The 14941-nt window shown below is 63.2% G+C and carries 17 protein-coding genes; 9 read left to right on the forward strand and 8 right to left on the reverse strand.

Going from position 1 to position 14941, the window contains the following annotated elements; genetic code table 11:
• The first annotated feature begins 41 nt into the window (after nucleotides 1-41).
• From ACK4YQ_RS03695 to ACK4YQ_RS03710, 4 genes are all read left to right on the forward strand, one after another.
• The gene (locus ACK4YQ_RS03695) at nucleotides 42-257 is read left to right on the forward strand and encodes a hypothetical protein (protein ID WP_409608393.1); all 216 of its coding nucleotides are present in this window, start codon (nucleotides 42-44) and stop codon (nucleotides 255-257) included.
• A complete protein-coding gene (locus tag ACK4YQ_RS03700; protein WP_188070896.1) occupies nucleotides 254-439 on the forward strand; it encodes a hypothetical protein in 186 nt (61 codons plus the stop codon). Before ACK4YQ_RS03695 ends, ACK4YQ_RS03700 begins: the two co-directional genes overlap by 4 nt.
• Complete coding sequence (locus ACK4YQ_RS03705) at nucleotides 436-762, forward strand: hypothetical protein (protein ID WP_409608395.1); 327 nt, start codon at nucleotides 436-438, stop codon at nucleotides 760-762. The genes ACK4YQ_RS03700 and ACK4YQ_RS03705 overlap by 4 nt, the downstream gene beginning before the upstream one ends.
• Nucleotides 763-844: 82 nt before the next feature.
• On the forward strand, nucleotides 845-2140 hold the full coding sequence (locus ACK4YQ_RS03710) for a DNA methyltransferase (RefSeq protein ID WP_409608397.1): 1296 nt from the start codon (nucleotides 845-847) through the stop codon (nucleotides 2138-2140).
• On the opposite strand, the gene ACK4YQ_RS03715 is transcribed toward ACK4YQ_RS03710, so the two are convergent.
• Both ACK4YQ_RS03715 and ACK4YQ_RS03720 read right to left on the reverse strand, forming a co-directional pair.
• Nucleotides 2085-3317, reverse strand: coding sequence for a hypothetical protein (locus ACK4YQ_RS03715; RefSeq protein WP_409608399.1), 1233 nt, complete (start codon nucleotides 3315-3317; stop codon nucleotides 2085-2087). The genes ACK4YQ_RS03710 and ACK4YQ_RS03715 overlap by 56 nt on opposite strands.
• Nucleotides 3317-5077, reverse strand: coding sequence for an AAA family ATPase (locus ACK4YQ_RS03720; RefSeq protein ID WP_409608401.1), 1761 nt, complete (start codon nucleotides 5075-5077; stop codon nucleotides 3317-3319). The genes ACK4YQ_RS03715 and ACK4YQ_RS03720 overlap by 1 nt, the downstream gene beginning before the upstream one ends.
• A gap of 461 nt (nucleotides 5078-5538) precedes the next feature.
• Between ACK4YQ_RS03720 and ACK4YQ_RS03725 the strand changes: the two genes are divergently transcribed.
• Complete coding sequence (locus ACK4YQ_RS03725) at nucleotides 5539-5901, forward strand: hypothetical protein (RefSeq protein WP_409608403.1); 363 nt, start codon at nucleotides 5539-5541, stop codon at nucleotides 5899-5901.
• A 43-nt stretch (nucleotides 5902-5944) separates the two neighbouring features.
• Here the strand turns inward: ACK4YQ_RS03725 and ACK4YQ_RS03730 are convergent, their stop codons facing one another.
• Nucleotides 5945-6295, reverse strand: a complete 351-nt coding sequence (locus ACK4YQ_RS03730; protein ID WP_409608405.1) for a hypothetical protein — start codon at nucleotides 6293-6295, stop codon at nucleotides 5945-5947.
• A gap of 237 nt (nucleotides 6296-6532) precedes the next feature.
• On the opposite strand from ACK4YQ_RS03730, the gene ACK4YQ_RS03735 reads away from it, so the two are divergent.
• The 4 genes from ACK4YQ_RS03735 (at nucleotide 6533) to ACK4YQ_RS03750 (ending at nucleotide 11969) form a co-directional block, all read left to right on the forward strand.
• A complete protein-coding gene (locus tag ACK4YQ_RS03735; RefSeq protein ID WP_409608407.1) occupies nucleotides 6533-7018 on the forward strand; it encodes a hypothetical protein in 486 nt (161 codons plus the stop codon).
• Complete coding sequence (locus ACK4YQ_RS03740) at nucleotides 7018-9399, forward strand: type IV secretory system conjugative DNA transfer family protein (RefSeq protein ID WP_409608409.1); 2382 nt, start codon at nucleotides 7018-7020, stop codon at nucleotides 9397-9399. The genes ACK4YQ_RS03735 and ACK4YQ_RS03740 overlap by 1 nt, the downstream gene beginning before the upstream one ends.
• A gap of 548 nt (nucleotides 9400-9947) precedes the next feature.
• Nucleotides 9948-10475 carry a plasmid mobilization protein gene (locus tag ACK4YQ_RS03745; protein ID WP_409608411.1) on the forward strand — a complete coding sequence of 176 codons (528 nt, stop codon included), beginning with the start codon at nucleotides 9948-9950 and terminating at the stop codon, nucleotides 10473-10475.
• A 9-nt stretch (nucleotides 10476-10484) separates the two neighbouring features.
• Complete coding sequence (locus ACK4YQ_RS03750; RefSeq protein WP_409608413.1) at nucleotides 10485-11969, forward strand: relaxase/mobilization nuclease domain-containing protein; 1485 nt, start codon at nucleotides 10485-10487, stop codon at nucleotides 11967-11969.
• A 64-nt stretch (nucleotides 11970-12033) separates the two neighbouring features.
• On the opposite strand, the gene ACK4YQ_RS03755 is transcribed toward ACK4YQ_RS03750, so the two are convergent.
• The 5 genes from ACK4YQ_RS03755 to ACK4YQ_RS03775 all read right to left on the reverse strand — a co-directional run bounded on the left by ACK4YQ_RS03755 (nucleotide 12034) and on the right by ACK4YQ_RS03775 (nucleotide 14889).
• Nucleotides 12034-12435 (reverse strand): hypothetical protein, encoded by a 402-nt coding sequence (locus tag ACK4YQ_RS03755; protein ID WP_409608415.1) that lies wholly within the window; start codon nucleotides 12433-12435, stop codon nucleotides 12034-12036.
• 108 nt (nucleotides 12436-12543) lie between these two features.
• On the reverse strand, nucleotides 12544-12732 hold the full coding sequence (locus ACK4YQ_RS03760; RefSeq protein WP_409608417.1) for a hypothetical protein: 189 nt from the start codon (nucleotides 12730-12732) through the stop codon (nucleotides 12544-12546).
• Nucleotides 12733-13014: 282 nt separating this feature from the next.
• Nucleotides 13015-13434: a hypothetical protein gene (locus ACK4YQ_RS03765; protein WP_409608419.1), complete on the reverse strand. Its 420-nt coding sequence runs from the start codon at nucleotides 13432-13434 to the stop codon at nucleotides 13015-13017.
• A 27-nt stretch (nucleotides 13435-13461) separates the two neighbouring features.
• A complete protein-coding gene (locus ACK4YQ_RS03770; RefSeq protein WP_409608421.1) occupies nucleotides 13462-14262 on the reverse strand; it encodes a hypothetical protein in 801 nt (266 codons plus the stop codon).
• A 39-nt stretch (nucleotides 14263-14301) separates the two neighbouring features.
• Nucleotides 14302-14889, reverse strand: coding sequence for a hypothetical protein (locus ACK4YQ_RS03775; RefSeq protein ID WP_409608423.1), 588 nt, complete (start codon nucleotides 14887-14889; stop codon nucleotides 14302-14304).
• Between the last annotated feature and the right edge of the window lie 52 nt (nucleotides 14890-14941).

Here is a 14941-nt window from a genome sequence, read left to right on the forward strand (position 1 = left end):
GGGCACGCCCGAAAGGGAAATGCAAACCAAGGAGAAAAAGCATGACGAAAAAATCCGAAACCAAAGTGCCCGCGCTGATTGCGTGGCACGTCAGAGAAGCCAAAGGCGGCAAATCATACTGGACGCGCATCGGGGCCGCTTGGCCGCACCAGAACGGCGACGGCCACACTCTGCAACTCGACCTCTATCCGCTGGACGGCCGCATTGTTCTGCTCCCCCCGAAAGCCGACGAAGCGGCGGAAGGCGGTGAAGCATGACCCGCAGCCAGCGCCTCTCCAGTGGCCTCAACAGCATCTTCGATCACGTCAGCTTTATGCTCGACAACTACGAAACCATCACCGGCGACGCCCGCCGCGACCTGCAAGAGGTGCTCTACATCGTCGGTGCGGCTCAGGACGAAGCCGCCCAACTTCCCATCGCAGAGGGAGGTGCAGCATGAGCCGCCTCTGCAAACGCTATACGGAGCATCATGAAACCGTGTGGAACGGCGTGACCATTTCCATCAGCTATGAACCGCGCTGGCTCAGCCTTTCCGATGACTACGGCCTCGACACGGCCCACCTCGAAATCGAGGCCATCGCGCCCGAGCGCGCGCCGCTTCCCATCACGGAAACCGGCTACCGCTCGCACTTCACGACGGCAAATGCCGTCGCCGCCATGGGCGGGCCGGTGGCGCTTGTACGCACATGGCTGGACGAAGAAGCCGCGAATCCGGCGTGGCGGCGGCACGAGGCCGCCGCCCGTCAGCTCACCCTCTTTTGAGGGTGAGCCCTTGGGATTTCTGTAAAACAAAAAAGCTCTCTTTGTTCTTGTAACACAAAAAGCCATGAGCTAGGCTGATTTTGTGTTCAGAATCGAAGGGGGCATCATGGGTCGGCCAAAGGCTAATAAACCAAGAAACGCAATAACGAATGTTCGGCTAACCGAGGAAGAGCGGGCCTCTTTCGACGCAATGGCGACCGAGCGTGGCTTTGCCAATGTCAGTGAGTACATCCGCTTTTTGCACAATCAGCATGTCGGCGTAGCCGCCCAGACGGCAGAGCCCGACAGCTATCAGGCGCGGTTCCCGAAGAAGCTCATTCGCTCATTCTACAAGACCGGCCTTGGCGAAATGGTTTGGGGCGACTCACGCGCCTACCTGTTTCATGGAGCCAAGCCGGATAGCGTGGACCTAATCATGACCAGCCCGCCATTCGGGCTCGTGCGAAAAAAGAGCTACGGCAACGAAGACGCAGATGAATATTGCAACTGGTTCCGTCCTTTCGCGGAGGGCTTCAAGCGCGTCCTGAAAGACGATGGCAGCCTCGTCATCGACATTGGCGGGGCATGGGTGCCCGGGCAGCCCACCCGGAGCCTTTATCATTTCAAGCTGCTCGTCATGCTGGTCGAGGAATACGGATTCCACCTGTGCCAAGAGCATTACTGGTGGAATCCGGCGAAGCTCCCGACCCCTGCCGAATGGGTGAACGTCCGCCGTGTGCGCGTGAAGGATGCTGTTAACACGGTGTGGTGGCTTTCCAAGACGCCGTATCCGAAGGCGAATAACCGCCGCGTTCTCGCCCCTTACAGCAAGTCCATGCAGGATTTGCTTCGTAACGGCTACGTCGCCAAGCTGCGCCCATCCGGTCACGACATTTCGTCAAAATTTTCCAAAGACAACGGCGGTTCCGTCCCGCCGAACCTTCTTGCCATCGCAAACACGGAGTCAACGAGCCGCTATCAGGAATATTGCCGCGAAAACAATATCCCGATTCATCCCGCGCGCTTCCCTCCGCAGTTGCCCGAGTATTTCATCCGCTTTCTGACGGATAAGGGCGACACCGTGCTAGACCCGTTTGGCGGCTCGTGCGTCACGGGCGCAGTTGCCGAGGCTCTTGGCCGTCGGTGGGTTTGCTGCGAAATGTCAGAGGAATATCTGAACGGTGCCTTGGCTCGCTTCGAGCCTTCTCCCGCACCGCTTTTAAAAGACCGTCCCACCAATTACGAAATCGCGCCGCCCTGCGCCGTACCGGTGAGTGACAAGGATACCCCCTTGTTTGCGGACGGCGGAGCAAAGCGCCCGCCGCTGGCAAAGCAGCCAGCCGCTAAGCCGCAGCCAGAACAGCCTCGGCCCAAGCGTCGAGTCCGTGAGGCTGCCTGAGGATATCGAAATCCACGGCAAACGGCGCGGGTGAGATATGACTCGTCCGCGCCGGAACCAAGCGGGACAGCGCCACCAACGAGCGGGACAGCAACGCATCCTGCGTGGCGGGCTGGCCATAGGCGCGCCGATAGCGGACGACCTGTTCGACCGCTTCGCGAAATCTCACGCTCGCAGTGTCGCCCGCGATATACTTCACTTCGATGATGGCGACGACGGCGGCAAGGTCGCGGTCCACCACGATTAGGTCCGGCCTTTCGGTGCCGACGTTGATGCCGTAGTCGGCGAGCGCGCGGCGCGCCGCCACTTCGGACGGCTCAAGGGCGGGCGGCACATGGTGGCGCGTGATTTGTTGCCAATAAATGGCATGGCGTCCCGCCGTCACAATCGGGCCGGAGGAATCCGACCCGAGCAGGTGGAGTTGCAGCGCCGCACCGCTGGCGCGACCGAGCGCCTCACCGGCGGCCAGTCCGACCGCAAGCTCAAAGCGCCGCCAATCTTCAAGCGGGCCAATCAGGGCAGTGCGTGCAACCTGCTCCATCGCATCCAGTTGCCCGCGTTCCAATCCCTGGAGAACGCGATATGCCTCGACGGCAAGGCGATAGACCGGACGGCGCGCGCGGGCTGAATCTCTTACGGCCCCGGCGCTCGGACGCTGGCCAAGGGAAACCGCACGGAGCGGGTCGCGCAGCGCTTCGATACGCTGCACTTTGCGCATGTCCGTTTGGGCAGCTTCGATGGCAGGGAGATAGGCCGAGGTTGGCGATTGCCATGCCAAGAGCCGCGCCGTGTACGACGCGGCCTCGCGCAATACCCAAGCCAGCAGCATGTTCGGGCCAGTGTTGAAGCTCCGAACCGCCTCATGCGTCACAAGCGCGGAAGGCAAACCCGATTGCTTGCGGTACATCCAAGTTTTTCGGGCATCTATCCGGCCCCGCGCGACGGCATCGTCAACCTGCTCCCGATAGGCCAAGAGCGCCTGCGCTTCATGCGGACGATTCAGCAAGTATGTGACGAGAGTGCGCACCGGCGCCGATAGCGCCCAGTGCCCTTTGAGAATTTCCACGTCCCGCCGCTGGTCGAGACGCGGGATTTCCCCGCCGATGGCTGCTCCGCCCCGGAAATACCTCAGCAGCAGCCCCGCTGAATAATCGACGATGGCGGCATCGAGATTCATCAGATGGCCACGGCTTCCAGCCGGCGCTTGACACGCTCGGCGTCAGCCTCCGCCAGTCCAAAGGCCGCAATCGCCGCGTCGGCGATATTCATGGCGTCTTGATGGACGATACCGTCGAGCATGGGCAGCAGCACCATGTCGATGGCGTCGAGCGCGGCTTGCTGCATAGCTGCATCCGCCGCGCCAAAGAACGACGCTTCGGGGGCAATCACCTGAATGGCATGGATGGCGTCGATAATCGGTGCCGGTCCAATGGGACGCGCTGCATTGATAGCGCTCCACAAATCGGCAAGCGGGCAAGCTGCCCCTGCCGCGCCTGTCGGAATGCCCTTTGACGCAAGGTATTCCGCGATGAAACCCGCAACGTCCTGCGGGGCATCAACATAAACCCAGCCAAAGCGACGGCTGAGCGCATAGGACATCTGATAGAGCGAAGCCTTGTCGATGGAGTTTATCGTGGCGATAAGCCTCCAAGCGACGCCGGGCGCGAACTCGTGTTCCGCCGCATTCGGCTTCGGTTTCGGAAGGATGGCATAGGGCGGACTGTTCTTGTCCCTAATATCGGTACGATAGGGCAGCGTGGTTTGCTGCCCCGAAAGGACCGTGAATAGCGGTCCAATAACCTTGTCGATATCGCAGCGGTTCAACTCGTCGATGATAAGCGGACGGTCGAAATCCCGCAGTAGGATTCCCGGCACGAAATCCACGTCGCCGTCACCAATGGGCTGATACCCACCGATAATGTCCTGAGAACTCCAATCGGACGACCCCGTGACCAGAGTCCATAGGCCCCCGGGCAAACTGCTCGCTATCCAGCGAGCAAGGGAAGTCTTGCCCGTGCCGGGTGGGCCATAGAGCATGATATGCTGCTTGCCTGATTGCAGCATAGCGTTGATTTGCCGGTAAACCGAGGGGTCGATGCCGAGAAGCGCAGGGTTCTCGGGAATTTGGATGGTTGAGAAATCGAAATCCTCGAACTCGGGCTCATCGTCATCATCCTCCGCCTGCGCGGCGGCGGGAGCCGCCACTGGCGGAGGGCCTGCCTGTTTCCAAGCATCCTCAATGTCTGTTTTCAGCGACTTCACGGTAGCGTCGTCGCTGAGGTCATAGACCGGAATAGCGCTCGCCGTGCCGCCCTTTACTTGCACGGTAATGGCACCATGCAAGGCATCCAGCACCTCTCCATACGTCACGTTGTGCGGAGCACCCGCCATTGTGACCTGTTTCACGTCGCCGCGCGGCCTGAGCGCCAACAGCGCCGCAAAGATGTAATCTTCCGCTCGCGTCCCGACCTTCTTTGCACTTCTGGTGAGCACGCCACTCGTCGGATTGAACGTAAAGGGGTCGGCTGAACCACCGGCGAGAAGTGGGCCGTGGAAAACAAAGAGAAGATTGGCTTCAAATTCATCGGCTGCAACGAACGCGCCACCGCCGCAGTCAATAATGGGCAAAATCCGAACCGCTAGACCAGCCTTATTGCCGTCGCCAGTGTTCGAGTAACCGATGCCGATTTCGTCCAAATTGTTCGGAAGTCTAGCCACCGGCGGCGCACTGGTCACGTCTATCTGAAATAGCACCCGCGGAGGCTTCGAGCCGGAATATTGTGGATTCTGCCAAAACCCAGTCGTTTCATCGACAGCGTGCTTCCCAAGACTATCGCCGCCCTTGAAGCCTGATTGCGTAAATTGAAGGTTCGAATCGCGCAGGAACAGGTTGAACCAGCTAAAAACGGACTGTCGATTCTCTATTCCTGTCGCCATGCAGTTGCCCCCCGGCCATCGGTTTTACTCTACACAGCGCGGGAATATCGGCCCTCCTAAGAGCAAGAACCAAGTACACAGCGCCGCCACCAGACAGTCTAGCAAAAAGAAATCCGTTTGGGATTCCCGAATCTTAGCGGATGCCCTTAACCCCCAAAATCTCAAGAATCGCCACCATTTGAGCAGCTTGAGCTTGCCAGATTTCGGCTCGGCAACTCTGACCTAACGCCAGAGCGCCCCGATTCCCCGGTTACAATGCGTCCCAGTCAGCTTTCATCGCTCCTGCGGTGTTGTTCCGCCCTCAGTCATGCCGCGTTACTGGCGTCGGGCGCTTTGCCGTCAATGGGCCGCCCGCACCACCCCTTCGGGCCGTGTTGCCCATGACGGCAGCAGCTTGGTCCCGCCGCTCCGAGGTGCCGCGTCCTTCGGGACGAACAACACCAACCAAATGGAGCAACAAAATGGGACTGGATATGTATGCACTTGTGACCCGCGAGAAACCGGCAACGCCCTTCGGCTTCAAGGTCGAAGGTGCCGCTGAAATCCACTACTGGCGCAAGCATCCGAACCTGCACGGCTGGATGGAAAGCCTCTACTTCGAGAAGGGCGGCACGGATACGTTCAACTGCGTCACGCTCGCCCTGACGGCGGAGGACCTCGACCGTCTGGAAGCGGATGTGCGCGCAGGCCATTTACCGCCAACCAGCGGTTTCTTCTTCGGCGAATCCGACGGCAGCGAAAGCGAAGATGACCTGATGTTCATCGCCGCCGCCCGCGCGGCCATCGCCGAGGGCAAGACCGTTTTCTATGACTCGTGGTGGTAGCCCGACCTGCGGCGGGGCGCGGCATTGCCGCGCCCTCGCGGCTTCACACCTTCACGAACCGCGAGCCGACAATGGCGGCACGGGCGGTTTCGTCGCTCCATGCCATGCGGTCTATCTTGCCTTGGCCGATTTTCCCGCGCTGGCGGCGTATCGCTTCGCCGCGCTTGAGCGGATAGAGCGGTCGCAGCCATTGCGGCGCAGGCTCGACCGTGCAGGCCGTGACTTCAATATGCACCCACCCCCGGTCAATCTTGACGACTTGCCCCGTGATAACGCGGTAGCCGGTGATGACCGGCCTTTTCTTGGAATGGCGCGGCTGGGGTTTCCAAACCGGCTCGCGCCAGCGGATCACATCCGCCGCGATGAAATCAGTGCCGCAGGACAGCCATTTCACATCTCCCCCAATCCGGGGGCGCTTTTCATGCGCGGCATTGCCAGCGCATCTTCGCTTGCGCGTTCTCTGTGGTAAGCTTGACGCGCCCCCTGTCTCTTTAGATTGTGAAGGGGAAAGACGTTTGTGCGCAAGTACATCTGCAATGTCCTGTCCACGAGGCAGGACATTGCAAAGATGTGCCGAGGCGGCTCGCCGCTCCGCACAAACATACAAGTGTATGTTTACTAAGGGGGCGACATGCCGGAGGACGAGCCGAGCGCACCAACAGCAGATGAAGCGCTCAGCGCTTGGGAGCAAGGCGCAGGCAATACGCCCGATGCGCCGCCGCACCCGAAGCTCGCCCACCTCAAATCCCGCTTCGCCACGCATACGGATGTATGCAGCTTGGAAGCCGTGATTTCCGCCGCGATGAATGACCCGGGCGACGCCGTATCCGTGACGGTGGATGTGCAACCGGGATTGCTCGCGCTGCTCGCGCACATCGAAGAACTCGATTCGGCCCGAGTCGGGCGGAATCCCGCGCCGCCGTCGCACCTGCTCACGCAGATCGTCGCCAATTACCTCGAAAATCTGCTGCATACCATCGTAACCGACCCGACGAGCCATCCGCACTATGCGGAACTGTGGAACGCCCTCTGCGCCGCCGAAGGCGCGCCGGAACTGGCGGTGCCGACCGGCGACGGGACGGACGGGACGCCGCCCCCCCAAGGAGGGCCGTTCTGATGCGCGCGGCGACGAAGCCCTTACGGGCCGTCGCCTTATCGTTGGCGCTTGCCGCGTCGCCTTTGTCCGCCGCCGCGCAAGAAGCCGCGCCAAGCTGGCAGAAGGACAACCCGATATTCCGGCAGGGCGGCGAGCCGCGCGGGCTGGTGCTCCCGCCCGCGCAGCAGCGCGTCTTTGACCGCGATGCAGCGTTGCTGGCCGATATCCGCGTGGAGCTTGCGGAGGGCGAGTATCGCCGCAAGGCAGGCGAGATGGAGGCGGCGGCATGGCGCAGCCGCGCTAGCGAACTGCAAGGGGCAGAAACCGCCTTGCGCCGCAAATGGCAAGGCATCGGCACGGGCCAAGACCTCATGCTGAGCAGCGCCGCCGATAGCATCGCCCGCGAACGCATGGCAGCGCTCCGGGCGCAATACGACCCGCCCAAACAGCCGACCCCTTGGAACTACGTCACCGAGCTTGCAGGGATTGGCAAGGATATGGCCGTGGGCCTGTTTCGAGACAGTATCGGCTTTCTCGGCAGTCTGTTTTCTAGCCTGTTCGGCCCGCTGGCCGTGCTCGTGGGCGTCGTCGGGCTGATTTGGCTGGTGAAGGACAAGCGGCGCAAACCGAAGCCGAAACCCGCCCTGTCCGACAACTACGGCAGCGCCCGCTATGCGGAGGTACGCGACCGCCTTGCCGACCCATACGACGGCCATCGGGGCGTGTTTTTCGGCAAGAACAGCGCGCCGGAGCTTTCTGCCATCCCCATCGAGCAGCAAACGGGCGCGCCCGTGCTCTCGACGCCGGAACACCATACGCTGATTGTCGCGCGCACCCGCACGGGCAAAGGCACCCGCGTTATCGTGCCGACGCTCCTGCGCTATGGCGGCTCGGCGATTGTGATCGACCCCAAGGGCGAGAACGCCGCCATCACGGCGCGCATCCGGCGCGGCACCCTCAATAGCGACGTCCACATCATCAACCCGTGGGGCGAACTGGCGGAGACGTTCAAAGCGCGCGGCCTCGCCCCCGCGACCTTCAATCCGCTGGACGTGCTGGTACGCGACGACCCCAACGCCGTCGCGGTGGCGCAGGCGCTTGCTTCGGCGGTCTGTCCAACGACCCCCGGCGACAAAGACCGCTATTGGCAGGGCAGCGCCGCCAATGTGCTGACCGCCGTGCTCTTGTGGATCACCGACCAGCCGGGCGAGCAAAAGACGCTCGCCCGCGCGCGGGAGATTGTCAGCCTCAGCCGGAGGGATTTCACGGAAAGGTTTCTGGTGCCGATGGCGGCCAGCAGCGCCTTCGGCGGGGCGATACGCGAGATGGTCAGCCCGTATCTCGACCTCGCGCAGGAAACCTATTCGGGCATCATGTCCAATCTGTCGGAGGCGACCAAGTTCCTCTCCGACCCGCAAGTGAAGGCCGCGACCGCCACGTCAACTTTCGACATGGCCGACCTCATCCGCGAGGCGGTGACGGTCTATCTGGTCATCCCGCCCGACCGCATCGACACCCAGCGCACATGGCTCCGGCTCATGACCACGGCGGCCATGCATACGTTTAAGCGCTATCCGCTGGGCGGGCGTCCGCCGCACCGCTGCATGATATTGATGGACGAGTTTCCGGCGCTCGGGCGCATTGAGGATTTGCCCCGCGATATCGCCACCATGTCGGGCTACGGCATCGACTTCACCCTCATCGTGCAGGGCCTCGACCAGCTCAAAGACCTCTACGGCGCGGCGGCGGGCACCATCCTCTCGAACTGCGCTTACAAGTGGTTTTGCAACGTCAACGACCTTGAGAGCGCGAACTACCTCTCCGAAACCTTGGGCAAAGTGACCGTGCAGACGGTCGGCCACGGCGAGGGCCAGAACTTCGGTCCCGGCGGCGGCGGGCATAGCGAAAACCTCAATTACGGAGAAACAGGCCGCCCGCTGCTCATGCCCGACGAGGTGCTGGCCTTGGGGCGCGACGTGGCGATTGTCCTGAACCCCGCCGACCGTCCGCACTATGTCCGGCCCGTCGACTACTGGCGGCTGCCCGACGCCTTCGCGCCCCTCGCCAGCGTCTATCCGCATCTCTATTGGGAGCCACCGCTCGCCTACGACGACAACCCGTATTTTGTGCGCGGCAACAAGGACGGCGGCCAGCAGGGCCGCCAGTCCGGCGGCGCGCGCCAGCGCGCCGCAAAACCCAACGGCAAAATGACGCGCGCGGAAGCGCTCGACCTCCTCGGCCTTTCGGAAGGCGCAACCGCCGCCGAAGTGCGGGTCGCATGGAAGCGGCTGATGCAGAAGGTGCATCCCGACACTGGCGGCTCCGCCCGTTTCGCGCAGATGCTCAACGAGGCCCGCGACGTGCTCGCCACGGGCGGCGGCGAAGAAGGCCGCGCGGGATGAAAGCATCGCCGCATCGCTCGACTTCGTGCTATGCTGCGGCTCATCCCGCGCTGAGCGAGTCGCATACGATTGTATGCAGGCGGCGATACCCGCCCTTGCCGCAAGCGCTCGCTACCCCACACCTCAGCACGTCCCGTGCTATCCTAAGTTATGGCTTAGGAGAGTGTGCAAGCCATGTGCGGACTGACCGTCCGCACCCCGCACCTGAAGGTGCTGGCTTGGCAAGGAAGGCGCTTCGCCCTCCCGTTGCATCCCTCCCGAGCAAGGGGTTTCACACCCCTGCACCCGTGCGGGGAGCCTTCGTGCTCCCTGCGACCCATGACTGGGGCTTTGCCCCCGGACCCCACCAAGGCACATCGTCCTTGGAACCAGACAAGGGGTTATCGCACCCCTCGACCACTCGCCGGAGACTTCCGCGTCCCGGCACCCACGGCCAGAGCTTGCGCGCTCTGGACGACGCGCAGGCGGCTTTCATGCCCCTGCACCCTGACGGAGGGGGACACCCCTCGACCCCGCAGCCGGATACGTCCGGCAGAAAGGAGATGCGCTTGAGCGATAGCGGCTCGGAGCACAGCCCTTCCGGGCGGCGCAAGTCGGAGCGGCGGCAACGCACCGCCACCATCTATGCCCGCGTCACGCCCGACGAGAAGTCGGCGTTTCTCGCCCGCGCCGACAGGGCGGGCATGGCCGCCGCCGCCTTCGCCCGCGCGGCGCTCATCGGCGAAGCCGGTCCCCGCGCGCAGAGGCGCATCCCTGCTGACAGTGCTGCGCTGCGTCAAATACTCGGCCACCTTGGCAAGACCGGCAGCAATCTGAACCAGATTGCCCGCTACCTGCATACAGGCGGCGAGCCGGAAACCGTCTTGCCGGACCTGCGTGAAGCGCTGGCCGACTTCGCGCACATCCGCAGCCTTATCTATGACGCGCTGGGCAAAGAACCGGATAGCGCGCCAGCCGCGACATCGCCGCTGGCCTCGGCATCCGCACCGGCTCCAATCCCGGCACCGGCACCGGCAGCGCCGGAGGCCATCCCGCCTGCGGGATTGTCCAAGTTCATCCCGCCGCCCAAACCGTGAGGCAGCGGCATGATTATCAAAGGAGGCTCACGCGCCGGACCCCGCCAGCTTGCCGCCCACCTTCAGCGTACCGACACCAACGAGCGCATGGAGGTGCTGGAACTGCACTCCGGCCTCGATGACCTGGCCGCGACCTTCCGCGACTGGCAGACCCTCTCGGAGGGCACGCGCGGCAAGAAGGGCCTTTATCACGTCAATATCGACCCCGACGCCCGCTATGAGATGACGCCTCAGCAATGGGCGCGGGCTGTGGAAGTGCTGGAACAGGAACTCGGGCTGGACGGCCAGCCCCGCGCCATCGTCCTGCACGAAAAGAAAGGCCGCCAACACATCCATATCGTCTGGGCGCGCACCGACCTCGAAACCATGACCATGCGCTCGGATAGCAACAACTATCTCGCCCATGAGCGCGCCAGCCTGAAACTGGAACGCGAGTTCGGTCATGAGCATGTGCCGGGGAAACACGCCAAGCGCGACCGCGCCAAGCAGCCGGAGTTCCCGCGCGCGGAAGTCAGCCATGCGGAGCACCAACAGGCCGAACGCAGCGGTCTTTCCACCCAAGAGCGGCGGGCGCAGCTTGCGGCGCTCAAATCATCCTGTGACAGCGGCATGGCGTTCAAGGCCGCCGTGGAAGATGCGGGCTATGTGCTGGCGCGGGGCGACAGCAAGGACTTCGTGCTCGTCGGGCCGGAGGGCAGCGTTTACAGCCTGAGCCGCGAACTCAAAATGAAAGCCGCCGAGGCGCGGGCCTTCATGGCGGATGTGGAGCGCGATGCGCTCCCGACCGCCAGCGAGGCCAAAGCCCAGCAGCGTGACCGGCAGAAGGATGCCGAGACGCCCGCATTCGAGATGCAGCGCCCGCCCGTCGAAGATCTCGCGCCAGCGCCGGAGGCGCAGGGCGAGACACCGGACGCCCAAGAGCGGGATTCCGGCGCGCCGGAACTCGCGCCCGCCGTCGCGGCGGCGTTGGCCGCGCGCGAACAGGCCGAGGCCGAGAAACTGGCCAAGTGGCATCATGCCGAATTGCGCCAGCTCCGGCATGTGCTCGTTCTTGAGGCACGGGAAAAGCTGGACGGCCTGCGTCGCCAGCAGCAGGCCGAGCGCGAGCGCTTCATCCGCGACGGGAAATTATCCGGAATCGAGGGATATATCGAAGCCCTGCAAAACCGCCTCAATCCGGGGCGCGGCGCGGAGAAGCGCCTTGAGCGCGACACCGCATGGAAACACCTGCGAGAGCGGCAGGCCATCGAGCGCGCCGACCTCCGCACAATGCTCCGGCAGGACAGAGCCGAACACATCGCGGAACTGAAAGAACGCCACGACCAGCAACGGCGCGATCAGCAGGCGGGGTTTGCGCGGGACCGTGTCCGGTATGCGGAAGATTCAGCCCGCGCGGCGCGCTTGCTCGCGCAGGTAGAACAAGACCGCCTTGAAGCAGAGCGGCAACGGCAGGAGGGGCGCGCGGCGGAACCGCCGCCAAGACCCGCAAAGTAAGCGGCTCGCGTTTCCTGCAACCAGAACCGGGCCGCAAGAAAAAGAAGAAAAAGGTTGCCACAGGTCAGCAGGGCGAAGCCGCCGCCGAAGGACTGTTCGGCTGGCTTCCCGATATGGCGGCGATATCCGCTGCCATGTCGCGCTTCTTGCATCTGGACGCGATGCAATCATCGGAACCGACAGTTACAACCGCGACCGCGAAAGACAGTGACGGGTTTGATGACCCGCCCGAGCTTGTGCCAACGTTCATGCCGACCGTGCGCCGCGTGCTGTCGCGTTTCATGAATCCGGCCAAAAAGCGAAGCGTGAAAAACCGCCGTGCGCGCGGCCTTCGCGCGCTACTTGCGCGTACAGGATTCAGGTCGAAGTTTTTGGCGCAGCCATCGCCGCCGCCTGCACCGAAACCGACACCCCCACCGCCGCCAAAGTCGGCACAGCAAACACCCGCATCGCCATCATCATCCAAGCGGCCATCGCTGCGCGGGAAATTCAACAAGCCTATGGGGCCGTAGCCGAATTGACGGAGAAGACCGCCAGCGGCTTCCCGCTGGCGGCTTTCTCTTGCGGGCAGGGCTTAAAAGCCCGGCCCTTTGACGCGGCGCGTGATGATCGCGCGGTTGATGTTTTCGAGAGACGCCAGCGCATTTGCGCGCTCGGTGGTGGCGGGCTCGGTGAAGGTCAATTCCTGCTGCACGCGGTAGAATTTGGAGTGCAGAGCGGTTTCCGGCAGGTTGTCGAGTTCGGAGGCGACGATGAGGCGCATGGGCTGTCTCCCTATTGCTTGAGGCCGCAACCACTACGGCCTTTCATGCCCCCCGATGACGCCAGCGGCATTGCCGGGCGCATCCGTAGGACCGCAACGGAGAGAAGAAGCCCGCACGGGCTTGCGCCCAGCAGGCAAAGCTGCTGGCAGGGTGCATGATGGATAGGACGTATGGGGGCGGACACGCAGGGAGATTGTCCCGCGCCGGTTTCTGACTTGCCCTGAACCTCGTTTCCGCCGGATCACAACCGCCTGCATCCCATTCGCGCGGCTGGAAGGGTCTCACCCCCTGAGAATGTTCGCCGCCTGCGTATAGTTGTATGCCTCGTAGAGCGTCCACAGCCCGCCCGCGATAAACACGACGCCGATCAGGAAAACGAGCGTCATCACGCCGAGCGCGATGAGCGTCGCGCCCATCAGATAGCCGACCGTCGTCGGGATGCTATAGACAGCGCGCGTCTTGTCGTTGCGCAGTGCAAGCGCCTTGAAAACGCCGTTCTTCTCGCGTCCGGCCAGCGTCACCTCGTCGCCATCCCGAATGTCCGGCACATCGGCCAGCTTGATTTGCGCGGAGCGCTCGCCCACCCGAAACGCGATGACCTGTCCGGTTTTCACGGAGCCGCCATTGCGTCCGACCGTGCCTCGCGTTTCAGTCGAATGGCGAATGCCGCTGACGGCTCCGCTCAGTGTGGTCAGTCCCATATCATCCCCTTACGGCTTTCATTGCTGCTACAGCTTCGGCGCTTGCGCCTGCGCATCCGCCTTGCGCTTGGCTTCGGCCTTAAGGCCGTTCACCCATTGACTGCTGCGTATCTCCGCCGACCAGACCTCCCCGAGGTCGATGAGGGAGGCTTTGGCGGCGCGCACCGGCCCGCTCCAAATGTCATAGCTATAGGTGAGCACCTGCCCGCAGGCGGCGGGATCGCTGGCCAGCGTCAGGCCGAGCGATTGATACCGCCGTTCATTCTGGAACGTCGGGACTATCCTATTGCGGGAGAGTTCGTGCCCGACATAGGGGCGGTTGCCCCGGCGGGTGAAGGCGCAGCGCGGTTTGCCTGCTTCTTCCCAAACAAGCTGGTGCGGCTCAGCAAAGGACGGCTGGCCGTATTTGGCGAGAAGGCTTGAGCGGAATTGCTGCTGCGTCGGCGGGTTTTGCGTATGCGCGAGATTAGGGCGCTCAATGGCGATGACGCGCGGCTCGGACGGCGGCGTCGCGAAATACACGATGAATAGTTCAAACCCGCCGCCCGCAGGCTGGACCTCCATCCTGTCGAGAAATTCCGGCGTCGAAAGATTCTCCGGCCTGCCTTCCCCGGCAGAATAATTATAGCGCGAGGTCGTGCGGATAATCCGCATGCTGGCATCGAAGGCCGTCAGCGCCGCGCGGGCTTCCGCTTCGGTCATGCCGATACGCACCCCTGCAATGTCCATTTTGGCCGCAGGCGTGGACGCAGTTTGCGCGAAAGCTGGCGTGAGCGTGGCCAAAGCCGCGCCGATGAAAGCGGAACAAAGCGCAGCCCTTCGCTGCATCGGGAATCTCCTTAGAGGAATGAATGAAGCGCGACGGCGTCAGCCCGTCACGTCGCTGATATCGTTGGCGCGCCAGTCAGGCGGCATGGTCGATTGCGCGCAGTAGCGGGCGCTACGCTCCCAGCCATGCTCGCTCTTGGCGGTGAAGGCCGTATCCCCCGTAAGGGTGTAGATAGAGATGCTGGTTTCCGGCGGGGCGCTGTCCTGCAAGTCGCCGCAGGCTTCCGTCACGCGGTAGGTGTTCGGCCCCGTTCGCTCGATTTTCTTGAACTCGCAGAAATCCCGCGCGCCGCCGATGCCCTCACGGCGCAGCAGCGTCGTGGTGGCGTTGGAGGCTTGGCCGCACGGCGTGTCGCTCTCGACGTAATAGCCGCGCTTGAGCGGCAGCGCCGCGACGGTGGCCGCTTGCGCCTTGGCCGGAACGGCTTCCGGCGCTGAGGGCACGGCAGCTTGGTTTGCCGAGGCGGTACTGGTTTCGGCGGCAGTTATGCCCGCCGTGCCACCGGACACCGTTTCCGCCGCCGCCTCTGGGGCGGCGGTATTCTCCGCCGTCGCGGCGTTCTGGCCGCAGGCGGCAAGCCCTGCCGCGAGCAGCAGCGGCACGATGAGGGAACGGGTTTGGCTCATGACATCTCCGCGCGTGAAAATCCTTCCCGCTATGGTTAAGGTGGCGCGGAAG

Origin of the sequence: Phenylobacterium sp. (assembly GCF_046291545.1) — a bacterium.
Taxonomy (GTDB): Bacteria; Pseudomonadota; Alphaproteobacteria; order Caulobacterales; family Caulobacteraceae; genus Phenylobacterium.